The organism is Lysinibacillus sp. G01H (assembly GCF_028872195.1).
Taxonomy (GTDB): domain Bacteria; phylum Bacillota; class Bacilli; order Bacillales_A; family Planococcaceae; genus Lysinibacillus; species Lysinibacillus capsici.
Window position 1 is genome coordinate 1,546,303 of record NZ_CP118397.1, and the last position, 25,562, is coordinate 1,571,864.

Consider the following 25,562-nt stretch of genomic DNA (forward strand, 5'->3'; position numbering starts at 1 on the left):
ATGCTAGAGAGGGGGAGAGCGTGAATGTTGAGTGAACAAGACATATTATTAATTTGCCAAGTAGGAATGGGACTTTTTTGGATTTTTACATATATACTTGTTATTTACAAAGGATGGCAAGATAAAACCTATGGCATGCCTATGGTCGCTATTTGTGCCAATATTTCATGGGAATTTATCTTTGCCTTTTTCTATCCACAAAATGACCTGCAACGCTATATTACGCTGATTTGGTTTGTATTGGATGTCTTTATCTTGATGCAATTTTTACGGTATGCTCCAAATGAATATCGAAAGATGCTATCAAAAAAGCTATTGTATTTCTCCTTTTTGATCACATTAATTTTTAGCATGCTGATTATTTTAGGTCTAGTCTATGACTTTCAAGATTTCGAAGGTAAGTACGTAGCATTCTTCCAAAATCTTATGATGTCAGGACTATTTATTGCTTTATTATTGCAAAGAGGGAATTTAGCTGGTCAATCAATGGGGATAGCAGTTTGTAAGATGGTAGGTACATTATTTGCAGCGGTTGGCTTTTATCTATACTTCCGCACACCATTAATTACCATTATTTCTGTAGCAACGCTCTTTTATGATTGGCTTTATATTCTCTTAATTTATCGATTACAGCGTAAACAATTAGCAAAGTAGGATATATTGTGCAGCTATTGATCACTGAATCTATTAGTAATGTATGCCAATTACAAACATATTGCAACTTGATGACAATTCAAATGGTAAATTATAGCGAGATAAAGGGCTTTAACCAAACATATGGCGAGCTTGTCATACAATTGTAAAAATCCTTCCAAATATTTTGTGATGATTATGGCTCAAAAACTATTTACGATAATGGTAGAGCAATTAGGAAGGGTGATTAACATGTTTAAAAAATTAAAAAAAGCAGCACTAGCTTCAGTAGTAGCAACTTTATTATTAGTGCCAGTTGCGGCAATGGCCGCCGAATCCTATACAGTGACATCTGGTGATACTCTATGGAAAATAGCATTAAAAACAGAAACGGGTGTACAGGAATTAATTGATGCCAACCCACAACTTGCCAACCCAAATCAAATTTCTCCAGGACAAAAAATTAACGTCCCTGTAAAAGAACAGGCAACAGTTGAACGAGAGGTTGTTAAACTTGTCAATGCAGAACGGGCAAAAGCAGGTCTATCAGCATTGCAAGAAGATTGGGAGCTATCAAGGGTAGCTAAATATAAGTCGCAAGATATGCACGATAAAAATTACTTTGACCACACAAGTCCAACGTATGGTACACCTTTTACAATGATGAAAAACTTCGGTATTGCGTATAAATCTGCTGGCGAAAATATCGCGAAGGGCCAACGTTCCGCACAGGAAGTTGTAACGGCCTGGATGAACAGTGAAGGACACCGTGCCAATATCCTTAATAAAAGCTACACACATATTGGTGTAGGCTATGTACAGGACGGTAACTACTGGACACAAATGTTTATTCAAAAATAAAAAAGAAAGAGTATCTATTGGCTTTTGGGATAGCTAGTAGATGCTCTTTTTCGCGTTAAATTCTAAAGTATACCGTATTGGAAGCGTATATTACTTTTTAAATTCTCCTAAATCACTAAAAGGTTAATCAAGGCAAAAATGGCGATTTACTGAGCAGTAAAAACAACTTTACAGGTTGATACTCATCTTTTGAAACATCAAACTGGAGATATGTCAGGTATAAGGATAATGTAGCGTGTTTTTGCTGTCTTGACAAATAAAAATAACCAAAAAACAACACACTATTAGCAATAGACGAATAAGATGTCTCTGTAGTATGAAGATAGAGGTGGTGTTATGGTTGAAAAAGAAGTGGTTAGCTACATGCTGCGTTATCTGTATGATAGGTCTAGTAGGTTGTGAAAAAGAAGCAGTCCATCATAACAAGCTAGAACAAGAAATTCAACAACGTGAGGAAGTTCAGCAACCTGTTACATATGAACAAATGATTGATCCTATTGTAGAGGTTGTTGATCCAACTACGAGTAAGGTACTTAAAACAATATCTCCAAAGGAATTTGGCTTCGATACTGACCCACAAGCCTATCAAAAACATCTAGAACAATTAGCAAGAGAATGGGCGAGAGGAACGGACACATCAAATGGCTATGATCAGCGTATGCTGCTTGATCGATTGGATGAAAACGGGCAAGTGATTAAGGGGAAGCCGCAAATTATTTTAAAGGAAAGTGAGCTAGTGGAGCGTATTATCGAAGCTTCTGCGACTGGTGGTCAGGTAGAAATGCCGCTCTATATAACAGAAAGTGGCTATTATTTTGAGGATCTTCCTTTATTAGAGGAAGTGGTTGTTGCATCTTATACTACTTATTTCAATCGTGCTGATTTAGGAAGAAATAAAAATATAGAGCTGTCTGCCAGAGCCATTCATAATGTGATTGTAGGCAGTGGCGATTATTTTTCTTTTAATACAATTGTAGGTCCAAGAGATGAGGCAAATGGCTATCAACCCGCACCTGAAATTATTAATAAGAAGGTAGTCATGGGAATTGGCGGTGGAATCTGTCAAACTTCTTCAACCTTGTTTAATGCAGTAGACCAAATTCCCATCAAATATGTTGAGCGACATCATCATTCGTTAGATGTAGGATATGTCCCAAAAGGAAGAGATGCTACGGTATCTTATGATACGTTAGATTTTAGGTTTCAAAACTCAAATGATGTACCATTTTTAATTAAGGCAAGCTATGGAGCGAATTCTCTAACAATTGAAATTCGAACGGCAGAAAAATATGTAGAATTATTGAAAAAATCATAATCTTGTAATGAGACACCACTGGACGTTGGTGTCTTTTTTCGGATCGCATGATATAGTTAAATTGATACAGTTCAGAAAATTTTAGGGAGGAAAAGACAATGCATCCTAAACTACAAGCAACTATCGATTCGATTGATTTATACCAAGCAACTTACCCAGAGGATGCTTGTGTCATCGTAGCAGATACGGAAAGAGTGCTTGCCTACAAACCAGGAAAAAAGGTTGACTTAAAAGTTGGGGTTGGTGATCCAGTACATAAATATCGAGGTACAGCAACAGAAATAGCGTTAAGTTCAGGGAAATTTGTAAAAGAGGAGCGTGGTGCAGAAGGTTTTGGTATGGCCTATATTGCTTCTGCCCAGCCTATTTTTGAAGGAGTACGTGTTATTGGCGTAGTAAGTGCCATTATTTCCAATGAAAAAATGGATAGTATGCGCCTACTGGCAACCGAGCTTTCAAGTGCTGTAGAAGAAATGACAGCTACAAATGAAGGATTAGCCACTGCCAGTAAGGATGTATCCAATCGTTTGGAAGAGTTGTCTAATTTCTCAGAATCGATGACAGGCGATATAGAGCAAATTAATGTGATTGTCCATTTAGTAAAAGATTTAGCTATGAAATCGAGAATTCTTGGTCTAAACGCATCCATAGAAGCGGCACGTTCAGGTGAGCATGGGCGTGGCTTTGCGGTGGTCGCTTCTGAAATTCAAAAAATGTCTCAGAGTAGTACAGAAAGTGCTGATAGCATAACTGTGCAACTAGAAAACATTAAACAATCCATCGATCAGGTCAATGCATCATCGAATCAAATTGCTGCATTTACACAGCAGTTTGCTGCGAGTATGCATGAATTAACAGATGCCTACAAAGGGGTTAATAGTACAGCAGAAAAGCTTATGCAAATTAGTGACATCAAAGGATAGTCATATAAAAAGGATAATAGACAAGTGCTATTATCCTTTTTCATGATTAAATGATCTCTAAAATTTCCTGTGGTGTTGTGACACTGTATTCAGGTTCTTCATTTTGCACAACCTCTTTGGCATCATAGCCCCATTCCACCCAAATAATTGGTACTCCGGCTTTCTTACACGCAACAATATCCCTTTGCTCGTCTCCAATATATACGACGTCAGATGAGTCAACATTCGCTTCCTTTAAAAACTTTTTCATTACTTTGTCCTTACCAAAAATGCGGTTGGAGCAAAGTACATCTGCTACACAATGAATACCGTTCATTTTAAGAAATTCTAAAATATTCTCTTTAGAGTTTGAGGAAATAATCAGGATTTTATAGCCTCTTTTATCAATCTCTATTAATACTTCCTTCATTCCCTCGAACAGATGAACATCATTTAATGATTGGCGATACAATTTATAAAATTGCGGTAAAATCATAGGCAACTTATACATTGGAAAGTCGAATAATTTACTGCGTTCTGAAATTGATAATTTTTTTAATGTATCAATTTCCTTCAATTCAATGCCTTTAAATTTATATTTTTGGGCTAAAGTATTCCATGCTGATGCAAACACAGCAGTAGAATCTGCCAGCGTCCCATCAAAATCAAAGATAATATGCTTCATTGCAAACTTTCTCCTTTTTCATCTCGTTGTATTGACGTTCTATGCTAAAAAATGTTACATGGAATGGGCGATCTAGTAATCCTGAAATAACAACCATTTTGAGCGTACGTAAACATCTTATGGTAAATATTATCAGAAAATGAGGCGATTGCAATGGAAATGCTACAACAAAAAGAGGTGTCTCAAAAGTCCATTGAGACACCTCGGCATTATTTTGTTTTATGATAGGTGCTGGTAATTTTTATAAAAGTTTTTCTGCTTTTTCGCGTGTACGAATTAAATAATAGGCATTGATGCAGGAGGCAATCGGAATAATCAGTGCAATGCCGATACCTGCACAAAAAATGGTTGTCATTTCTGCACTAAAAACTTTGGAGTTAACAATTTCTCCAATCGAATAGGAGAGGTCCTTGAACCAGATTAACAAGCTTAAATAGCCACCAAAGAAAGCAAAAAATAACGTATTGGTATCGGTTCCTAATATATCTCTTCCTATACTTAAGCCAGCTGCAAATAGTTTTTTTCTACTAATCGAAGGATTACGATAAAAAATCTCATGCATGGAGGTAGCGATAGAAATAGCTACATCCATAATGGCACCTATCGTACTCATAATGATGACTGATGCACCAATCTGCACAAAATTAACACCAATGTAGAGAGAAAAGATGCTGATTTCTTCAGTTGATTCTTCGCCAAACCCTTGGATCATCGACTTTTCCGTTACAAAGGTAATAAAGAGTAGTAACACAACTATCGTCACCATCGTCGAGATAAAGGCTGTAATGGTTTTACTATTTGTTTTATTGATATAGAAAAGGCTAATACAGCTAATGATCGTACAGGCAATAAACGTCAAGATGATAGGGCTATTTTTAGGGTTTGTCATTAAAAAAATGGTGACAAAGAGTACACCAAAGTTTAGGAATAAAGAAAGAAATGAGCGTATCCCCTGTCTACCGCCGACTAGAACCATTAACACGCACAATATAACTGCTAATAAGACGACAACATTCATTCTCGAACCCTCTTTCGATTAATGAAAAATATAGCGGTATACAGACTAATAGGAATCGTAAGGACAACACCAATACCCCCTGCTAAGGCACGGGCTAATTCTAAAGAAAGATTTAAGGACAATGTAAGCCCTAATGTGGAAGAATTTTTTAAATAGAGAATAATCATAGGTATGGAGCCGCAAAGGTAGGCAAAGAATAAAATACTTGTAATAGTACCCATGATATCTTTACCGATTTCATGTCCCGAAGATTTAAGTGCTTTGACAGGGATCGTAGGATCTTGCTCGTATAAAGCAAAAATCGAGGAAGCCATTGTAATAGAAACATCCATTACTGCCCCGAGTGAGCCAATAAATAAACCTGCCATAAAGACGGTACGATAGGGACGCGTTAAAAATTGCATTTCTTCATAACGAAGACCATTTTCACCTGTCAACCACATTACAATAGAGCTTATGATAAGCGCTAGAATAGTGCCTAAAAGTGTGGACACGATGGCTACATATGTTTTTGTATTTAATCCACTAATAAGTAGTAGCGAGATAATTGTAAATAGCACCGCACAAATGCCGCTGACTACTAATAGGCTTACGCCCCCATGCTTCACATAAAGATCTAATGCGAATGATAAAATCACAGCATTGACCACCAGGCTAATGATAGAAAATAAGCCTTGTCTTTTACCTATAATAAGTAGGGCAAAAATAAAAATCCATGCAATCATTACCATGGTTTGATCACGTTTTAAATCGACAATGGTTCCTGTTAAAACTGATTGTGCTGTGCGATCATCTAGCGTGACAAAGATTTCATTGCCTACATGGTATTCTTGATCAAAAGCACCAGACGAAGAATAGTCATTCGTCAAATGAATGGATTGCCCCTTATGCTGACCATTTTTGATAATGGCCATAATTTCCTGTGTAAATAAAAAATCCCTATTTTCATACATGTCTGTCATTGGTTCTGATTTTGTTACATCCACTTGCGTTATTTTCGCTATCGGTCGATCATAAAATTGTTCATTATGATGTACGAAAACAATCGAAACCCCACAACAGAATGCTAATAGGGCATAGCAAATAGCTTGTTTAAAAGGTATATTTTTTAAAAATGTCAAGTAAATGACCTCCAAACGGCTAGACTGAATAGTCACTTGTAAAGGAACGTTTTTTTGATTAAGAAGTTCCATTAACAGGTTAAATGTCATCATTTTAATAACATCTTTTACATTTTTTAAGTCTCGTCAGAGCTGTTTAAAATTTATGCTTCCAAAAAAATTTAAAAAGAAGGATGGATAATATAATAAAATAGTGTTATCGTAAGACTAGCTAAATAAAAATATTCTTCGGGGTAGGGTGAAATTCCCGATCGGCGGTGATGAAGCAATTCAAAGTCCGTGAGCGCAAGCTGATTTGGTGCAAATCCAAAACCGACAGTTACAGTCTGGATGGGAGAAGGGTAAAAATGCGAACTTTTTAAATTGATTCTAATTTAGAAGGTTTATTTGACTATGCATTTATTACAAAACTTCCCAATCACCTTGTGGGAAGTTTTTTTATTTAGCTACAATCGAATAGAAGATGTTCTTCGGGGTAGGGTGAAATTCCCAATCGGCGGTGATGAAGCAATTCAAAGTCCGTGAGCGCAAGCTGATTTGGTGCAAATCCAAAACCGACAGTGATAGTCTGGATGGGAGAAGAACGAATGAGATAACAGTCTATGAAAAAATTGTTTTCAAATAGGCTTATTTGTTGATGTCTTATACTCCCAAAACCCCTTTGATGTAAAGGGGTTTTTATTTTTATATTGTTAACGAGAGAAGGGAGAAGGATAAGGATAAGGCACAAAAACAGGTGGATCAACTTTAAAAGTAAAGAATAGAAGTGCTAATAAAGTAGAGTAGGTGATGGAATGTTTACTGGACTTGTAGAGGATATTGGTATCATAAAAGCCGTGCAAAGCGATCGGAACAGTATGAAAATTACGATTCAATCAGCCAAGATAACGGAGGATGTCAAGCTTGGTGACAGTATAGCGGTCAATGGAGTTTGTTTAACGGTGACACATTTCACACAACAGCAGCTTACGATGGATGTTATGCCTGAAACAGTCAAAGCAACAAATTTACAGCAGCTGGCAATAGGTGATTCTGTTAATTTGGAGCGGGCCATGCCTGCTAATGGACGATTTGGAGGTCATTTTGTTGCTGGTCATGTTGATGGAGTCGGCAAAATTTTGCGAAAACGTCCAGTGGCAAACGCCGTTTATATTGATATCGAAATGTCTGAGGAACTAACCAACTTTTGTATTCCAAAGGGTTCCATAACAATTGATGGCACAAGCTTAACCCTTTTTCATGTTGAAGCCAATAGTGTCACGATTTCGCTCATTCCTCATACTTACAAAGAAACCGTTTTAGGTTTGAAGAGGGTTGGAGCAATCGTTAATATCGAAACCGATTTAGTCGGAAAATACATTATAGGGCAATTAAAAAAAGGGCAAACAACGCCAGCTATTACAAGAGATTATTTAGCACAACATGGTTTTTAAATCATAGAATAGGAGTTGATCATCGTGCTACATTCAATTGAAGAAGCCATAGAGGATTTAAGGCACGGCAATATGATTGTGGTGGTTGATGATGAGGATCGAGAAAATGAAGGAGATCTTCTGGCACTCGCTGAATTCATCACACCAGCAACAATCAACTTTATGGCAACCAATGGTAGAGGTTTAATTTGTACGCCGATTTCGCAGCAGCTTGCACAAAAGCTAGATTTATATCCAATGGTTCAGCACAATACGGATAACCATCAAACCGCATTTACGATAAGCATCGACCATGTAGAAACAACGACAGGGATTAGCGCCTTTGAGCGTGCGCTAACGATACAAAGGATGATAGAAAAGCAAGCTAAGCCGACTGATTTTCGTCGACCAGGCCATATTTTTCCGTTGATTGCGAAAGAGCAAGGAGTGCTGCAACGGAGAGGGCACACAGAGGCGACGATTGATCTAGCGAAGCTTTGTGATAGTGTACCAGCAGGTGTTATTTGCGAAATTATGGGGGATGATGGGCACATGCTTCGGTTTGAAGAACTGACAAAGTTCGCTGCACATCATGGCTTAAAAATGATATCGATAGAAGCATTGGTTGCATATCGTAAACAATTATCCACTAATAAATCTAAAATTTCTATGTAAAAAGGAGAAAAAACAATGGGTCAAACATTTGAAGCACAATTAATTGGAACGGATTTGAAAATTGCAGTAGTAGTGGGTCGTTTTAATGAGTTCATTACTAGCAAATTATTGGATGGGGCAATGGATGGTTTAACTCGTCATGGGGTTGATCCTGCATTTATTGATGTTGCATGGGTACCAGGGGCTTTTGAAGTTCCTTTTATGGCAAAACAACTGGCAGAAACAAAGAAATATGATGCCATTATTGGTTTAGGTACTGTTATTCGTGGCTCTACAACACACTATGACTATGTTTGTAATGAATCTGCAAAAGGCATTGCCAATGTGTCATTGTCAACGAATGTACCTGTTATTTTTGGAATTGTTACTACCGAAAATATTGAACAGGCAATTGAACGTGCAGGAACGAAATCTGGTAATAAAGGCTATGATGCGGCAATGTCTGCAATTGAGATGGCAAATCTAAAGAAAATGATTAGTTCAGGACAATTTAAATAGTCGTCACAACATTTGTTTCTTTGAATATTTTGAACAACCATGGGAAAAATATGCTTAAGTGTATTTATTGAATGTGATTGTTTTCATAAATGTACTAATCTTGAGCTGGCTCAGTAGGAGATGAGAAGTATTTCATCAATGGAACAAATTAATTTGAAAATGTTGAAATCACTATTTCAACGCTCTGCTGATGTGATTTTCCAACAATATAATTTTCAGCAATATACAGTACATTTGATAACTTGTGATGCAATGGTCAATGAGCAAATTCTTCAAACTGTGGTTGTTCAACGTGTTCAATCTTTGTTAAGCAATGTCACTGAGGACATGCTAGAGGAAGAAATCGAACAGCATTTACACATTCCCTATTTACAAAAGATTTTATCGAAAGAGGATGCGGTAACTAGGGTCTATAAAGGACATGTCTTATTGTATTTTGAAGAAAATCAATTACTTTATTCTAGTGATATTTCAAAAAGACCCAATCGAGAGCCAGGGGAAACAACATTAGAACTAGTAGTAAAGGGACCTAGAGATGACTTTATTGAAGACGTTTTTATTAATATTGCTTTATTAAGAAAACGATTACCCACTAATTCTTTTAGTGTAGAGACATTAGAAATTGGCAAGCGTTCTAAAACAACCGTAGCCATTTTATATATGGAAGACATCGTAAATTTAGATATGCTGGAACAAATTCGACTTCAATTACAAAAAATTGATACGGATATTGTTATCAATGGTGACTTATTAATGGAAACAGTTGAAAAGACAGCGACAATTCTTCCAAGACATGATTATACAGGTAGACCTGATTTTGCAATGCAGGCGTTAATTAGAGGAAGAATACTCTTAATGATTGATGGTGTGTCCTATGCTATAATTACACCTACGAATATTATGTTGCTCTTTAAATCGGCAGAGGATAATGAGTACCCAATCATTGTTAGCTCGATGGAACGATTACTCAGAATTGTCGGGATATTAATAAGTATGCTGCTGCCAGGTTTTTGGCTTGCATTGACAACTTATCATCAAGAACAGCTTCCATTTCTACTACTTGCAACAGTTGTCGAATCGAGAACGGGATTGCCTTTTCCAACTATTCTAGAAATTTTAATGATGCTATTTATGTTTGAATTGTTTCGTGAAGCCAACTTACGTCTTCCAAGTGCAGTCAGTGGCTCAGTTAGTGTGGTAGGGGGGCTAATTATTGGAGATGCTGCTATTAAAGCAGGTGTTACAAGCCCCTCAATGATTGTTGTAATTGCCATTTCCAGTATCGCTGCATTTACATTGGTCAATCAATCGTTTGTAACGGCTATGAGTATTTTTCGATTAATCATTATTATGGCTTCGGCGTTTTTTGGTTTATTTGGTTTTTTTATAGCCGTGTTTTTCATCCTTTTGTATACTACAAATATGAAAGTCTTAGGAGTACCGTATGTAAACTTTAGTGCAGATTTTGAAAAAGGGGATGTTGGTAAGTCATTATTACGACTCTCTCCCAAGGGCTATAGTAAACGGCCTGCCTTTTTAAAGCCCCAGGGTCGAACACGTACTTCAGAAAAAAAAAATAAGTAATTTTATTAAAGATCAGGTATAGTGGATACCTGATCTTTTTGTTAGTCTTTTAATTTTCCATTTAAATTAGGAAATGAGACATAAAACATTATTGCTTACCTTTTTAGTTTACTTTCTTGTCAGGGATTATTAAACTATTTGTTACAGTGTGTAATTTTGGGTATGAATAAAATAAAAATTGATTTTGTGTTTTAATTTATGTAGGATATACAAGCAATGTTTGCTTTACAAACAAAAAAATAGAGTTAATTATAATATAATAATATTCTAGAATATTTATAGATGAGGAAGTACCGTTTTTTATGAAAAATAGAAAAATAAAACTAATATTAATTCTATCAACGATTTTATTATGTTTGTTTACAAGTTTAAACGTCTTTACATCCTATGTAAAAATAAAAAAGACCGTTGAAGAGTCGATTGCCAATCAAAGTTTAGAGGCAGCCCATTCTATTGCTGCATCCATTGATACGGATGCCTATCAGCGATTTTTAAATAATCCACAGGAAAATGATTATTATTGGAAAGTAAGAAATTATTTAAACGATGCTAGGATAAAATTAGGTGCACTATTTGTTTACACTTTAAAGGTGGATAATCCTGAAGTATCTATAGCCATGATTACAGGCATGCCAAAAGAAATGAAAGAGGGCTTCGGTATTGGAGTAGTTTGTACTGTTCCTGCAAAGCATGTAGAAAAGGCCTATAATGGTGAAACCTATGTTACAGAGGTAATTCATGATTCTGAACATGGGTCTTATTTATCTGTTGGTGCACCCATCAAAGATGATAATGGAACAATTATCGGGTATTTAGGCATTGACATTAGTGCAGATACGCTAAATGGTATTAAGGGTAAAGTCATTGAAGACAACCTATTTAATTTTATTTTTAATGGTGTACTTATTTTAATTGTCATCGGTTCTTTTTTATTTTTACAAAGATGGTATCAAAAAGAGGTGGCGAAGGAAGTTGGCGCTACAGAAGACACGTATCTAGCAGAAATCAAAACATTGATTACTTCGGTGTCGTCCCTACGTCATGATTTTACAAACCATATTCAAGTGTTACATGGTTTATTACAATTAGAAAAAACAGATCAGGCGAAACAATATTTATCCTCACTATCGAAAGAAGTTCAAGCGATTAAGTCATTAAAATTAAATATTGATCATCCAGGTTTGTCCATCTTATTGCAAACGAAGAAATTAACGGCTCAAAATCATCATATTGATATGGATTTTACGATTTCTCAAAATGACTTTAATAGGATTAAAACGACAGATTTAATCAAGATTCTATCCAATTTAATTGATAATGCGATTGATGCTGCTGTTGAATTACCTGAGGAACAACGTAAAATTAAGATTTGCTGTACTGCAGATGAATCACAGTATGAATTTAAAATTACCAATACAGGGCCAAATATTGCGAATCCTGATCAAATATTTAAACAAGGATTTTCAACGAAAAAACATGAGAATGGTAGACTAAGAGGACAAGGCTTATTTATTGTCAAAGAAATTATCACTAAATATAATGGTCATATTTCAATTGATTCATCAAAACATTTAGAAACGACTGCTATTGTCAGAATTCCAATAAAATAACAGAAAAAAAGCTTCCTACAAAAAGTTGTGGGGAGTTTTTTCTATGTATAGCACATACATTACAAAGTAGAAAGTGATATGATGAAGGAGATGAAGAAAATGGAAAAGGGTCTCCTAGCGTTATTGAGAAGGGGTGGGCTCACTTTATATGCAAGACACGGGACAGCAACTATTGGTGTAGATCAAGCATATAGTACATTTCAAAGTTGTCAAAATCAACGGAATTTATCAGATCAAGGTCGTAGGGAGGCAATTTATTATGGTCAAATGCTACGCTATTGGCAAATTCCCATCCTTTCCACCATCACTACCAGTCCTTTTTGTCGGACCATTGAAACAGCACGTTTGGCATTTCCAAACAGCAATATCCAAATTGACCCCTTCTTGTTTGAAATCTTTATGCTAGGTGGCAGTCTTCCTACAGTAGTGCAAAGCAGTATATTAACGATTTCTACAACAATGCTGGAAATCATCCCACCCGAGGGCATAAACAACATAATTATTGGTCATAGCTTTCCAAGAGATGTGGGGCTGGGTATCATTTCGAATATGGGGACGGTTGTCATAAAGCCTAAAGGTCAAGGACAAGGTTATGAGATTGTGAAAAAACTAACCTTAGAAAATTTAGCAGCATTAGATTCCATTTGAAAAGAGGGAGAGTATGAAGATTAAAACAGTTGCACAATGCACATTAGATGAAGTATTGAAAGCATGGAACAAAGGCTTTGAAGGTTATTTTATTGAAATTAATATGACAGCAGAAATGTTTTTACAGCGACTAGTGGGGGAGGGGCTATCTCCTGAGCATTCTATCGTCGTTTTTGATCAAGAGGAACCAATTGCCATTGTGGTGAATGGCTTTCGTACCATCGATGGCCAAAAAACAGCTTGGAATGGGGGGACTGGTATTTCTCCAGCGTATCGTGGTAAGGGAGTCTCGCGCCTACTAATGGAGGAAACCCTAGCTATCTATAAGAGAGAAAATGTTGAATTGGGCACGTTAGAAGCGATTAAGGAAAATCAAGTAGCCATTGCTTTGTATAAAAAATATGGCTATGTGGTTGCCAATCAATTACTATTTTTAAGCGGCGAGTATGAAGCGAAGGCGATACCTACAGTAGCCCTTCAAATAGAGGCCATTCGCCCAGAGCAGCTAGCACATCGATCTTTCTATCAGGAAAATGTTCCATGGCAGTGTAGCTGGCAGAGCGTAAAGCAGGGAGAAGCAAGGGTGTTTTATAATGATAGCAATGAACCACTGGGCTATATGCTATACAAAACCTTGTGGAATGAATGTGGTGAGGTGGAACGTATTCTACTTTACCAATTGGTAATACTAGAAGATAGTAATGTAGATTTACTCCCGCAGTTTTTAGCAAGTATTACAACAGATAAAGTCCATTTGACGACAGTGAATTTCTTAGCGAGCAATCCAGCAACGAGCTATTTATTGAAGCAAGGATTAAAGGTGACAACAGAGCAGGTACAGATGACAAAGGAACTATAGGAAGTTGTCGTTCAGTATACGAGCCATAAAAAGTAATCCATTATTACAAAACAAGAAAGTACTCCCTATGGTGATGTATACGCCATAGGGAGTACCTGCTATAAAAAATAATGGACCAATTAATTAATTTGAGGGTCTTGGGCCGCCTCATTATTGATATTATCAGGAGATTTCTGGAGTTGCACTGAATTATTGGATGTGTTTGATAGCGAATAAGTTCCTTTCGCCAAAATCAGAACCTTAGCAACATATTCTGTAGATGAATCAAGTTGATTACCAAATGCATCTAAAGGTGTGCTTAGCGCTTGGCTAACGTTGGGAAGGCTATTCGGAAAAATTCTAGTACTATGTGTACTTTTAATAGCATCCTCCAATTTGAAACTATCTGCTTTATCCTTAGGTAACATAAACACTCTATACTCCGTTACGCTTTGACTATTTTTGACATCAAAGCTAATGTTTATATCGTTATATTTATATCCCTTATTCAAAATACTAAGTGTCACTTTCTCCACTGATCCAGAGGCTGAAAGGTCTTCCAAAGCAATGTAGGAAGATGGGTAGGATAAGCTATACATTTCCTTAGAATTCCCACTGCCTACAGACAATATATATACGCGATATTCTTCGCCATTCGTTATAAGTCTACCGTCTGTATCTTTACTAGTAGCTCCCAATTTCATACTATACTGGCCTTTACCCCAACCTGTATAATTAGTTGCTCTAATAGCTGTGTTCAGATCAAAGTCATTTGCCTTTGATGCGGGTACAACTAGAATACGGTAGCTATCTATATTTGATTCATCAGAAGGTTTTGTAAACGATATCTGTAGATCTCGACCATCTCCATAATCACCAACATCGCTTACATTAATATTGCTTACTGCCTGAACAGCTTTGCTTTTACTAATTGTAATCACAGATGAAGGAGAGGACAGTGCATAGGCATTTGAAGAATTACCATTTGCAACAGTCAGTACATAGACGCGATAGCTAGTTCCTTCTGTAATAAAATTACCTCGTACATCCCTAATCCCATCCAAGGTTCTATTTGCTACTAAATTTCCACCTTTGCCTTCTGTGATGTAATAAGAGCTACTATTGGCTTGTGAAAGATTAAAGCTACTGTAATATGCAGTTGGTACCATTAGAATCCGATAATGATTAACATTCGATTCATCCGTAGGCTTCGTGAATGTTACTTGCACATCACGGCCATCCCCTTTATCATCTATATCTGCAACATTTAGATTAGTTACAGCTTGCACAGTGAAGTTTTTAGTTAGTGTAATCGTAGATGTTGCGGCAGTTAGCGCATTGTTTCCTATGGTATTTCCATTGGCAACCGTCAATACATAGATACGGTAGTTCGTACCTTCTTTAATAGAATTTCCGCGTACATCCCGAGTATTTTCAGATAACGCTTGCTCATATGTGGATTTCCCAGTTTTGTTAATAGTCGTGTAATTGCTGCTGGATATGCTATTAGCATCCGTCAGACTAAAACTATTGTAATTTGCTGTTGGTACCACCATAATTCGATAGTGATTAATAGGTGTCTCATCAACAGCTTTATTGAATGACACAAAGAGGTCGCGACCGTTACCATAATCGCTCACATCGCTGGCAATAATATTCGACACTGCACCCACATTGTTGCTAAGCAGCGAAATCATATTGGAGGATGAAGATAGCACATTATTTGCAGAGTTATTAGTTACTGCCATAATAAATACACGATAGCTAACGCCATTTTGAATGGCATAACCGTCAGTATCTTTTGCCCCTGCAGAGAGTACCTGAGTAATATTGTTGCCTGTTTTGTTCACTTGTGTGTAATAAGTGTTAGATAAACTGTTGGCTTTAGTCAATGTGAAGTTCGTATAGTTGTTAGCTCTTACAACAAAAATTCGGTAAGAGTTAACATTAGATTCATCAGACACTTTGTTGAAGCTAACTCTCAAATCGCGTCCATCACCAAAATCATTAACATCATCTACTTGTGTAATAGTCGGAGTAGATACAGTAAGCGTTACTGATAATGAAGCAGGCGAGAGTTTATTCATGCCCGAATTCGTATTACTTACAGACATAACGAACGCTGTGTAGGATTCGTTATGCTTTATAAAGTCACCTGAAGTATCTCGTGTTGAGGAGGACAGTGTTGCTATCAACGTACTGCCGTTGCTTCCCGATTTGTCCACTGTTGTATAATAATTGCTGGATAAATTATTTGCAGTGGTAAGACTAAAATTGTTAGCATCCTTGGTCTTTACTATAAACACACGGTAATTGGAAGTATTGCTATCATTTTGTGGACGAGTAAAGCTAACTGAGACATCACGTCCATCGCCAAAATCATTAATATCGCTAATCTTCACATTTGTTACCGCGGTAACAGTAGACATGTTTGTTAGTGTAATCTTCGGTGAAGAAGTTGATAATACGCTAGAATAAGAACCTTTGCCAATGGCAAGTATATAAACCACATAAGACTGATCATTTTTTATGTAGTCTCCGTCCACATCTCGTGAGCTTTGCGATAAAGTTACGGCACGATTCGAATTTGAAGTCGATACCACCGAATAATTAGAAGAGGAGACTTTCAGAGCTGATGAAACATTAAAACTTTTAGAAGCCTTCACAACCATAACCCGATAATGATCTACGTATGATTCTGTAGACGATTTAGTGAAGTTAACCTCAAGATCACGCCCATCTCCCTGATCATTGACATCTCGAACTGACACATTGCTCACTGGAGCAATACTATTATTACTTGGAATGTCTTTGTCAGTTTTAATAGATACTTGCTGCTTTTCCGAGTTCCAATCAACATCCTGACCAAGTGCTTCACTGACGAAGCGTACTGGCACCATTGTTCTACCTTTTAATACCTGTGCTGGTACATCAAGCGTTACTGTCTGGTTATTAATAGTAGCTGTCTTTGATTTAATCTTGAGAACTACCGTTGTATCACCTTTTATCCCTGTGACTGTTTGAGTCTTTTGGTCCCAATTTACGCTTGCATTCAATGCTTCAAAGATCGCTCTAAGTGGCAACATAACACGTCCTTGAATCATCGCTGGTGGCTGATCGGTTTTTAATTGAACCCCATCCACATTAATTGTGATGGCTTTTGCCGCTTGTGCGGTTGCCGGCTGCAATAATAACGGTACAATAAGTATCGCAGCAAAAAGTAAAGTCCATATTTTTTTCATAAATTCCACCCTTCTGCATGCCATTTGATTGACTTAGCATGACACCTAATTTAACGTATGAGCAGCATAAAAGTTTCACCCTTTTACCTTTTGAAGAAAATTTAACCATCACACAGTATTGATACTTTTTCTGGCTTATTTTCCTTATAACTGGACTGAAAAGAGTTAGGGGATTTTGAGTGGATATCGTCCCACTATTCAACGCAGGAGAGTTGAATAAAGCAGGTTAAATTGAAGGACGACGTTACAATGCTTAGGCAGTGGCAATTTTCTTGCTCATAATTGTTTATACCATCACTAGCTTGCTGTTTTATTAAAAAATAACCCAAAATATATTGGATTTTACCAACTAAATTTTTTATGACATATTTTTTGTACACTTTCACCAAACTAATGGAAAGGCAGAGGAAGGTGAAGAGATGCAACAACCATTTGATGTAGGTGATATTGTTTATATTTTTTACCGCAATCCACATATTCAAGATGTAACGAATATACAGGAAGCGGCAGTCGTTTATCATCCAGAAAAAACAGAGGAGCTAGCTCTATTTTTATTTGAAACCTATTATCCAATCACAAATGATATGGTAATTTTTGCAAGCGAGATGGCAGCTGAACAGGCCTATCACCAGTATTTTCATTAAGGGAGGACTCACATGATGAAGCCATTTACCCCTCAGCTTGTTTATTTTGAGCCAGATGCCCTCCAGTATCCATTAGGTCAGGAGCTAAAAGAGAAGTTTGAGCAGATGGGAATTGAAATACGCTATACCACTTCGCATAATCAAGTGAGAAACCTTCCTGGAGACAATGATTTTCAAAAGTATCGGGTAGCAAAATCGACCTTAGTAGTGGGTATTCGAAAAACATTAAAGTTTGATACATCTAAGCCCTCAGCGGAATATGCCATCCCATTTGCGACTGGCTGTATGGGACATTGTCATTATTGCTATTTACAAACAACTATGGGCAGCAAACCTTATATTCGGACGTATGTCAATGTCGATGAAATCCTAGAACAGGCCGATCACTATATGGCTGAACGAGCACCTGACATCACTCGCTTTGAGGCATCCTGTACGTCTGATATTGTAGGAATTGATCATCTTACACATACCTTAAAGCGAGCCATTGAGCATTTTGGACAAAGTGAGCTAGGTCAGTTACGATTTGTAACGAAATTCCATCATGTGGATCATTTATTAGATGCCAAGCATAATGGTCGTACAAGGTTTCGTTTTAGTGTCAATGCTGATTATGTGATTAAGCACTTTGAGCCAGGTACATCACCATTGGAAAAGCGCATTGAGGCAGCGGGGAAAGTGGCAAGAGCTGGATACCCACTCGGATTTATTGTTGCCCCAATCTATCTTCATGATGGCTGGCAGGAGGGCTATTATCATATGTTTGAGCGATTGGATGCTGAATTGCCAAAGGATGTGCGCGATGACATCACCTTTGAATTTATTCAACATCGCTTTACAAAACCTGCAAAACGAGTGATTGAAAAAAATTATCCAATGTCAAAGCTAGAGCTCGACGAGACGGTAAGACGATATAAATGGGGTAAATACGGCATTGGTAAATATATCTATCAAAAAGAGGAAGAGGAAGATATAAAAGAGCATCTGTATGGTTACATGCAGAAGTTTTTCCCTCAAGCAAAATTAGAATATTTTACATGACAATTAGAGAGAGAACGGCTTGTTTTCTCTCTAAATTAATTATGCGATATATCGATGGTCTTTTAAATCGTTTGGTAAATGGAGAAGAGATAAATATTGCTGTATCTCTGATTCATTGTAATCAATCACTAAATGACCGAGTCCATCTCTTGTATAGAAGAATGCGGTAACGGCGTACAATTGACTTTAAGGTAACAATTAGTACGTGAAAAACCACCTAGTAACTGTAAATTCGTAATGGCTAGTCCTTTTAACAGTATTCTTTAAGCCCTTGCCTAATTTCAGCAAACTACCAGGAAGTCCCCATCCTCCCTTCTATCTTTTTTACAGTAATAGACCACCAAACCAGGTAAAACGATTGTTTAATACCTACATTTAATTGGGGAAATTTTCTTGATTATGGTCCTTGTATAATCTTAAAGTCAATGGTAACGCTAACAGAGATTGTTGTGAAGAAGGAGAGAATACTTGAATGGATTCATTTCAACTAAATTGTTGGTCAGAACATGGAGAACTGAAAGTGGTGATGCTTTGTGCACCTTCCGTCGTAGATGTAACGGATTTAACAATAGCAGAGCAGGTTGGTTGGAGTGATGCAGTCAACCATCAGAAGGCAATGGATAATTTCATGGCATTCAAGACAACATTCGAAAACGCAGGGGTACATGTACTTGATTATGCAAGGGAACTAGCCCATGATCAGCAGCTATTAAGTGAACAGCTGCTTAATCGTTATTTTGTGCGTGACCTAGCCTGTGTCATTGGGAATCGACTTTTACTTGGAAATGCTGGAAGCTCACTTAGAAAACCAGAGTACCCTCTTGCACATTCACTATTAGAAAAATGGTTTCCACAACAATGGAAAGCTAATTTGCAACCGCTTCATTCCTTCGAATGCGGAGATTTGTTAATTTTAAATAAAGATGCTGTGCTTATTAATCTTGGAATGAGAACATCGATAGAAGCTATCGAAAGCTTAAAGGAAAGCATTTTTCAGGAGGGGTTTTCTGAAATTGCCGTAATTGATTTACCGAAAAGCAATGATACGCTGCATTTAGATATGAATTGTAATGTTGTAATCGCGAATCTGGTTGTTGCTAAAAGCTTTGTATGCCATTATCCTGTTCAGGTATTAACAGTTCAAAGCAGTCGTTTTGATATGGTAGAGTCATTTTTAAAGCGTCATGGTTTGGATGTTTACTGGCTTGACTCGTATAAGACCATTCCAGACATCAACTTTATTAACCTGAATCCAGAAACAATCATAATAAGTAAGCAGGCAAAGCCACAACAATTATTGGCGCATCCACTACTGAAGAATAAAAACTTGCTTGAAGTTGATGTCACTGAGCTTGAAAAAGGCGGTGGTGGCATTCGATGTATGACATTGCCATTGGTAAGAACGTAACGAAGGGTTGAGAACAATGACTTCAAAATCAGCTAAAGGAAGTATGGCCTGGTGGCAGCTTTCGCTTCTAGGTATTGGTTGTACTTTGGGCACTGGCTTTTTTCTTGGGACAAGTATGGCCATTCATAAAAGTGGGCCTGCCGTATTAATTCCTTTTTTATTAGCAGCCATTTGTACGTATATCGTGTATGATGCACTTGTTAAAATGTCTGTGGAAAACCCAGATAAAGGCTCATTTCGTACCTATGCCAAGCAAGCCTTTGGACGCTGGGCAGGATTTAGCAATGGCTGGGTGTACTTAATTTCTGAGCTATTAATCATGGGAAGCCAGCTGATGGCGCTCGGCATTTTTACGAAATTTTGGTTTCCGGCGCTGCCCCTGTGGGTTGCTGCCTCGATTTATGCTGCTATTGGTTTAGTTGTTATTCTCACAGGCATGAAGGGCTTTGAAAATTTCCAAAATATCTTCGGTGCCTTAAAGGCAGCTGCCATCATTATGTTCATTATTGTAGCAGTGTTCATCATCATGAGAGGTACACCATCTACTACAATGGCTTCACTTCAGGCTAATTATGAAGCATTTTTTTCACAAGGACTAAAAGGTATTTGGCTCGGATTACTTTATGCCTTTTATGCCTACGGAGGAATTGAAGTGATGGGTTTAATGGTCATCGATTTGAAAAATCCAAAAGAGGCGCCAAAAGCGGGGAGAATTATGCTGATCGTGATTACCGTTATTTTCATCATGGCCATCGCCCTTGCATTAGCACTCGTTACGTGGAAAGACTTTTCGATCGATGAAAGTCCTTTTATTACAGCGCTTCAAGGATACCATATCCCTTATGTGGCAGATATATTTAATGGTGTGCTAATCATTGCTGGTTTTTCAACAATGGTGGCCTCGCTTTATGCGGTGATCACCATTCTCACTACACTTGCAGAGGATCATGATGCACCGGCAGTACTTGCAAAGAAAGGAAAAATGAAAGTTCCTTTTCCAGCCCTTTTATTTTTAACGAGTGGACTAGTAATCACAATTGTGATTGGTTTTTTGATGCCAGAAAAAATCTTTGAATATTTGATTACAGCGGCGGGTTTAATGTTGATCTATAATTGGCTTTTTATTTTAGTGACCTACTGGAAGCTCATGGAGTTAACAAAGTGGGGGCATGTAAAGAATGGTATGGGGATGTTGCTCATTGCTGTGACGGTATCTGGAACTTTAGGTGAAAAAACAAGCAGACTCGGTTTTTACGTGAGCCTGCTCTTTATAGTCTTAATCAGTGTGGCGACCTGGATTGTTGTGAAAAGGCAAAAAAACATTACGTAATGAACCATTTGCCTGAGACATCCTTAAAAAAGGACATTTGGATGGACTATGGTTATCATCACTTAAGAAGTATTGTTTCCATTCATAACTATCTTCTTGCCCATACCATTTTAAATCTGGATGTCCTGGGACTGTGTCGTAGTCTGCAATCCGCTGACGAATGAGCTTTTTGATTTTTCGCCCAAAGGCTGTGGTGTCGTTTATATCATCGAATATCCAACGTGGTTGAATGGCCATTAATAAAGTGGAAAAATGACGACTCTTTCGTAATTTATGAGCTGGTGTTGCACAAGAGATAAAATAGGGTTCACCATGAAAGCAAAACTCCCATTCATGGTGAGTAGGCTCCATTGGTATTCCCTCAGGCCAATTCATCTCATCCAAATTGGTTAAATTATTTAATATGGACCAAAATAACTGCTGATAATCTGCCACCTCAAAGCTATCTTGCATATCGTGAGGGGTATGAAAGAACACAGTAAGAGTTGTATACTTCCCGAAAGTTCGTGATGCTTTCGTATAGTCCTTTAAGCATTGTGCTAACATTTTAATCGATTGCTCTTCCCGTGGATCCCCGATAAAACTATAGCGCAAATGGTTTGATAAAAAGCCCATTCTTGCTGGTATACATGGAAACGTATTCGCTTCATCCGCAATCGTGGCAGCAAAATCTGTATAGGCCGACTGTTGCCATAATGGAAGTGTTTCAAACTGTTCTTCAATCCACTCCCGATCAAATACTACTACTTCCACTTGAGACTCCTCCTTCTACTCACCTTTATACTATTAAAGAAAAGACAAAGTGGTTACGAATCTGTGGTGCGTGACACTAAAGATTTTTAATGATTCAAGTCAAATTATGGCTAACCTTTTTGCGTGAAAAGAAAAATGATTCCATGAAGAAGAATGAGCAGTTTTTGGTTTAGAAGTGATCACTTCGAGCAAGGAGATGAGCAATTTAAAAGAGAGAGCTACAAGCCAAGGAAAGAGCGGCTGTGAATAAGAAGTGAGCACTTTAAACCAAAGAAAGAGCGGTAGCGGTTCAAAAGTGAGCACTCCGAGCCAGAGAAAGAGCGGTTTTGAATAAAAATGATCACTTCAAACCAAAGAAAAAAGCAATTCAGTCAAAAAAAGATCTCGTCCCTTGCTACGCCAATAGTGATCAAAGAAGTATAGTCTTAGTCGTTTTGATGAAAAACCTTTTCCTCTAAAATGGTTAGAGCATGCTGGATGTCCTTTAGATCATCCTGTGTTGCGTGGTGAATAAGCTGTAAAAAGCGTTCTTCTATACAGACAAATGCCTCCTCCATCAATTTTTCACCTTCTTTGGACAAACGGACATACTGTTTTCTACGATCGGCTGTGTCACTAAATTTTTCGATTAGCTGCCGTTCCTGCAATTTCCGAAGTTCACGGCTAGTGTTGGGTAAGGACATATGCTGACACTCACTGATTTCGGTTGGTGTGACAGGTTGGCTTACTTTAATATATTCAAGAATTTTATAGTGTAGCGGTGTGATATTCGCAGCGGTAACATTTTGTGTGAGATCATGTGTCACTTGATGGACTGTTGCTGTAAATGCTACAAACTGATGAAATAAAGCGCTTTTATTCAATGGGATCACCTCTTACTGTCAAGATAACAAATAACTTGTCCTAAAACAATTATCATTTGACAACTAAAATGAAATGAACTATTATTTTGTTATCAAATGATAAGTAATGAGGAGGCACACAATGAAAACGTTAATTGTTTATACATACCCCAACCATAAAAGTTTAAATTATGCTTTTTTACAAGAAGTGATAAAGGGGTGTCGTGAGAACCCTGCCATTGAGGAGATTCAGATACTCGATTTATATGAAGAAGAGTTTGATCCACGCTTAATTTTCCATGAACATAAACGACGTCGTGATATGTATCGGGATCCGAAAATGGAGAAATACCGCCAACAGCTCTCTTGGGCAGATCAAATTGTATTTGTTTATCCGATCTGGTGGGGGAGACCGCCAGCCATGCTGTTAGGGTATATCGACCAATTATTTGCAGCAAATTTTGCTTATCGAGATACAAAGGGGTTATTTCCAGAGGGTCTTTTAAAAGGGAAGTCTGTAGTTTGTGTGTCCACGATGAAGGGGCCAACCAATTATCCATTTTTATGGTTGAACAATGCACATAAAATTTTAATGAAAAGGGCGTTGTTTAAGTTTGTTGGAATGAAAAAAGTGAAGTTTTTTGAGTTTGGTAATATGGAAAGTAAAAAGGGGAAGCAACAGCAAAAACTAAATAAAGTATATCGATACTTTAGCAAAGTAGCTTATTAGAAAAAATAACTCATGCAGACGGTGTTAGTCGTTTGCACGAGTTGGCGTACTGTTGATGGGGACAGTAATCAAAAATCTTGTATATTCTGCTATTTTGCTTTCTACAGCAATGGTTCCATGATGCATCTCAATTATTTTTTTGACAATGGCTAGCCCTAATCCGCTACCGCCATTTCCAGCAGTTCGCGAGTGATCGGCCTTATAAAATCTTTCGAAAATATGCTTTTGTTGTTCTTCTGTTAAGCCAATACCAGTGTCTTGAACCATCACCATTATCGTGTGGAATTGCTTTTTCATAGATAATGTGATGGTTCCATTGGTAGGTGTAAACTTAATACTGTTTGTCAGCAAATTCATCCAGACTTGATTCATCAAATCCTCATCTGCAGTGATGCTCAGGTTATCAAGATCGAGATCAAAGTCAATCTGTTTGGCTAACCAATTCGGTTCCAGTGCCAACACTACATTACGTAATTGTTTATCGAGTCGATAAGTTATAGGTTCAAATGGATGATGCTGCGATTCTAAGGAAGTTAGCTTGAGCAAATTGTCGCTAATTTTTGATAAACGATTACTTTCTAATTCGATTATAGCTAAATAATGCTGACGTTTTTCTTCAGGTAGGTTAATATTTTTCAGCGCCTTTGCAAAGCCATTAATAGACGTTAAAGGTGATTGAATCTCATGGGAGACGTTGGAAATGAACTCCTGACGCATTCTTTCCAGTTCACCTAACTCAACGGCCATATGATTAATACCATGAATCAATTGCCCAAATTGATCCTCCTCATCTGCTCTTAAATCCAGTTGAACATCAAAATCACCTTTTGCCATACGGCTTAATGCATCTACAATCGTGTCCCAATAGTTGCGTTGTCGATTTAGTCCGATGAAAAAGATAATGGCTGCTGAACAGGCAAAGAGTGCAAATACACCAATCACTGTTGCTAGTTGTAGCCAAAATCCCTGAGGCTCTACCCCTAACCGACCATATAGCCACGTAGTTACATGATAGGAAAGAAAAGCGAAAACGGTGTTTGCTACAAGAAACAGGCAAAAGACCATCACTAATCTTAACAAGAATCTTCGTTTTCTCATGTGCCTAGTTCCAGGCGGTAACCAAGACCACGAATGGTGCGAATGGTAATACCGCTCGTCTCCTGTGGAAAGCGTTCTCGTATTCTTTTGATATGGACATCAACTGTTCGTTCATCTCCCTCATAGTCGTAGCCCCATATTTCTTCGATTAATTGTTCACGGGAAAAGGTTTTGCCAACATAGCTTGCAAGTGTAAATAATAGCTCGAACTCCTTCAGACGAAGTAGAATCGTCTCGCCGTTCATTTCCACTTCATATGTATGGCGATTTAATTTGACATTACCAGCCTCTAAAACTTGAGAAAGGGAGATACGATATCTTTTTAAAATAGACTTAACACGTACGATTAGCTCGGCAGGCTCGAATGGCTTTACAAGGTAATCATCTGTCCCTAAATGAAAGCCCTTGATTTTTTGAGAGGTTTCTCCTTTAGCTGTTAGCATAAGGATTGGTAGATCTGTATTAAATGAACGTATTTCCTCGCATAATGCCCAGCCATCCATATTGGGCATCATAATATCCATCACGACCATATCGATTTTCTCAGTGTCTAATTTAGACAGTGCATCGACACCATCGATAGCCTCTATCACTTCTAAGCCCTCATTTTGCAGAAACACTTTTACCAATTCTCGAATATGTGCATCATCATCCACGACTAATAGTTTTGTCAT

The 25,562-nt window shown here is 37.6% G+C and carries 24 protein-coding genes and 2 riboswitches; of the genes, 16 read left to right on the forward strand and 8 right to left on the reverse strand.

Going from position 1 to position 25,562, the window contains the following annotated elements; translation table 11 throughout:
* The first annotated feature begins 24 nt into the window (after positions 1-24).
* The 4 genes from PSR12_RS07505 to PSR12_RS07520 all read left to right on the forward strand — a co-directional run bounded on the left by PSR12_RS07505 (position 25) and on the right by PSR12_RS07520 (position 3,732).
* Positions 25-654 (forward strand): transmembrane-type terpene cyclase, encoded by a 630-nt coding sequence (locus PSR12_RS07505; protein ID WP_274772398.1) that lies wholly within the window; start codon positions 25-27, stop codon positions 652-654.
* 231 nt (positions 655-885) lie between these two features.
* Complete coding sequence (locus PSR12_RS07510; RefSeq protein ID WP_257521734.1) at positions 886-1,494, forward strand: CAP domain-containing protein; 609 nt, start codon at positions 886-888, stop codon at positions 1,492-1,494.
* Between the two features lie 340 nt (positions 1,495-1,834).
* Positions 1,835-2,809 carry a VanW family protein gene (locus PSR12_RS07515; RefSeq protein WP_274772401.1) on the forward strand — a complete coding sequence of 325 codons (975 nt, stop codon included), beginning with the start codon at positions 1,835-1,837 and terminating at the stop codon, positions 2,807-2,809.
* A gap of 98 nt (positions 2,810-2,907) precedes the next feature.
* Entirely contained in the window at positions 2,908-3,732 is an 825-nt protein-coding gene (locus PSR12_RS07520) for a methyl-accepting chemotaxis protein (RefSeq protein WP_274772403.1), read from the forward strand.
* Positions 3,733-3,778: 46 nt separating this feature from the next.
* Here PSR12_RS07520 and PSR12_RS07525 read toward each other — a convergent pair whose 3' ends face one another.
* The 3 genes from PSR12_RS07525 to PSR12_RS07535 form a co-directional block, all read right to left on the reverse strand.
* Complete coding sequence (locus PSR12_RS07525) at positions 3,779-4,396, reverse strand: HAD-IA family hydrolase (protein ID WP_257521737.1); 618 nt, start codon at positions 4,394-4,396, stop codon at positions 3,779-3,781.
* Positions 4,397-4,637: 241 nt separating this feature from the next.
* Positions 4,638-5,414 carry a YibE/F family protein gene (locus tag PSR12_RS07530; RefSeq protein ID WP_221680652.1) on the reverse strand — a complete coding sequence of 259 codons (777 nt, stop codon included), beginning with the start codon at positions 5,412-5,414 and terminating at the stop codon, positions 4,638-4,640.
* Positions 5,411-6,535 (reverse strand): YibE/F family protein, encoded by a 1,125-nt coding sequence (locus PSR12_RS07535; protein WP_257521739.1) that lies wholly within the window; start codon positions 6,533-6,535, stop codon positions 5,411-5,413. Before PSR12_RS07535 ends, PSR12_RS07530 begins: the two co-directional genes overlap by 4 nt.
* 220 nt (positions 6,536-6,755) lie before the next feature.
* Positions 6,756-6,881: riboswitch (FMN riboswitch) on the forward strand.
* Between the two features lie 116 nt (positions 6,882-6,997).
* A riboswitch (FMN riboswitch) is annotated at positions 6,998-7,123 on the forward strand.
* A 206-nt stretch (positions 7,124-7,329) separates the two neighbouring features.
* On the opposite strand from PSR12_RS07535, the gene ribE reads away from it, so the two are divergent.
* From ribE to PSR12_RS07570, 7 genes are all read left to right on the forward strand, one after another.
* The gene (gene ribE / locus PSR12_RS07540) at positions 7,330-7,968 is read left to right on the forward strand and encodes a riboflavin synthase (RefSeq protein ID WP_004232779.1); all 639 of its coding nucleotides are present in this window, start codon (positions 7,330-7,332) and stop codon (positions 7,966-7,968) included.
* 24 nt (positions 7,969-7,992) lie between these two features.
* A complete protein-coding gene (gene ribB, locus PSR12_RS07545) occupies positions 7,993-8,622 on the forward strand; it encodes a 3,4-dihydroxy-2-butanone-4-phosphate synthase (protein ID WP_004232780.1) in 630 nt (209 codons plus the stop codon).
* Positions 8,623-8,637: 15 nt separating this feature from the next.
* On the forward strand, positions 8,638-9,120 hold the full coding sequence (gene ribH / locus PSR12_RS07550; RefSeq protein ID WP_274772407.1) for a 6,7-dimethyl-8-ribityllumazine synthase: 483 nt from the start codon (positions 8,638-8,640) through the stop codon (positions 9,118-9,120).
* Between the two features lie 138 nt (positions 9,121-9,258).
* Positions 9,259-10,704 carry a spore germination protein gene (locus tag PSR12_RS07555; RefSeq protein ID WP_274772409.1) on the forward strand — a complete coding sequence of 482 codons (1,446 nt, stop codon included), beginning with the start codon at positions 9,259-9,261 and terminating at the stop codon, positions 10,702-10,704.
* A gap of 302 nt (positions 10,705-11,006) precedes the next feature.
* On the forward strand, positions 11,007-12,314 hold the full coding sequence (locus PSR12_RS07560) for an ATP-binding protein (protein WP_274772410.1): 1,308 nt from the start codon (positions 11,007-11,009) through the stop codon (positions 12,312-12,314).
* A gap of 99 nt (positions 12,315-12,413) precedes the next feature.
* On the forward strand, positions 12,414-12,962 hold the full coding sequence (locus PSR12_RS07565; protein WP_257521743.1) for a histidine phosphatase family protein: 549 nt from the start codon (positions 12,414-12,416) through the stop codon (positions 12,960-12,962).
* Between the two features lie 13 nt (positions 12,963-12,975).
* Positions 12,976-13,821, forward strand: coding sequence for a GNAT family N-acetyltransferase (locus PSR12_RS07570; protein WP_257521744.1), 846 nt, complete (start codon positions 12,976-12,978; stop codon positions 13,819-13,821).
* A gap of 119 nt (positions 13,822-13,940) precedes the next feature.
* Here PSR12_RS07570 and PSR12_RS07575 read toward each other — a convergent pair whose 3' ends face one another.
* Positions 13,941-17,042 (reverse strand): copper amine oxidase N-terminal domain-containing protein, encoded by a 3,102-nt coding sequence (locus PSR12_RS07575; protein ID WP_274772413.1) that lies wholly within the window; start codon positions 17,040-17,042, stop codon positions 13,941-13,943.
* A 419-nt stretch (positions 17,043-17,461) separates the two neighbouring features.
* Between PSR12_RS07575 and PSR12_RS07580 the strand changes: the two genes are divergently transcribed.
* From PSR12_RS07580 to PSR12_RS07595, 4 genes are all read left to right on the forward strand, one after another.
* Positions 17,462-17,686, forward strand: a complete 225-nt coding sequence (locus PSR12_RS07580; RefSeq protein WP_274772415.1) for a transcriptional regulator SplA domain-containing protein — start codon at positions 17,462-17,464, stop codon at positions 17,684-17,686.
* A 12-nt stretch (positions 17,687-17,698) separates the two neighbouring features.
* Positions 17,699-18,727: a spore photoproduct lyase gene (splB, locus tag PSR12_RS07585; RefSeq protein ID WP_274772417.1), complete on the forward strand. Its 1,029-nt coding sequence runs from the start codon at positions 17,699-17,701 to the stop codon at positions 18,725-18,727.
* Between the two features lie 472 nt (positions 18,728-19,199).
* Positions 19,200-20,135, forward strand: coding sequence for an arginine deiminase family protein (locus PSR12_RS07590; protein ID WP_274772419.1), 936 nt, complete (start codon positions 19,200-19,202; stop codon positions 20,133-20,135).
* A 16-nt stretch (positions 20,136-20,151) separates the two neighbouring features.
* Positions 20,152-21,465 carry an amino acid permease gene (locus PSR12_RS07595; RefSeq protein WP_274772421.1) on the forward strand — a complete coding sequence of 438 codons (1,314 nt, stop codon included), beginning with the start codon at positions 20,152-20,154 and terminating at the stop codon, positions 21,463-21,465.
* Here the strand turns inward: PSR12_RS07595 and PSR12_RS07600 are convergent.
* Positions 21,412-22,218: a YqcI/YcgG family protein gene (locus PSR12_RS07600; RefSeq protein WP_257521748.1), complete on the reverse strand. Its 807-nt coding sequence runs from the start codon at positions 22,216-22,218 to the stop codon at positions 21,412-21,414. The two genes, PSR12_RS07595 and PSR12_RS07600, sit on opposite strands and share 54 nt — an antisense overlap.
* Before the next feature lie 425 nt (positions 22,219-22,643).
* A complete protein-coding gene (locus PSR12_RS07605; protein ID WP_221680665.1) occupies positions 22,644-23,081 on the reverse strand; it encodes a MarR family winged helix-turn-helix transcriptional regulator in 438 nt (145 codons plus the stop codon).
* Between the two features lie 121 nt (positions 23,082-23,202).
* On the opposite strand from PSR12_RS07605, the gene PSR12_RS07610 reads away from it, so the two are divergent.
* The gene (locus PSR12_RS07610) at positions 23,203-23,790 is read left to right on the forward strand and encodes an NAD(P)H-dependent oxidoreductase (protein ID WP_004232802.1); all 588 of its coding nucleotides are present in this window, start codon (positions 23,203-23,205) and stop codon (positions 23,788-23,790) included.
* Between the two features lie 24 nt (positions 23,791-23,814).
* On the opposite strand, the gene PSR12_RS07615 is transcribed toward PSR12_RS07610, so the two are convergent.
* Together PSR12_RS07615 and PSR12_RS07620 are read right to left on the reverse strand one after the other, a co-directional pair.
* Positions 23,815-24,888, reverse strand: coding sequence for a sensor histidine kinase (locus PSR12_RS07615; RefSeq protein WP_274772425.1), 1,074 nt, complete (start codon positions 24,886-24,888; stop codon positions 23,815-23,817).
* The gene (locus tag PSR12_RS07620) at positions 24,885-25,562 is read right to left on the reverse strand and encodes a response regulator transcription factor (protein ID WP_257521749.1); all 678 of its coding nucleotides are present in this window, start codon (positions 25,560-25,562) and stop codon (positions 24,885-24,887) included. Before PSR12_RS07620 ends, PSR12_RS07615 begins: the two co-directional genes overlap by 4 nt.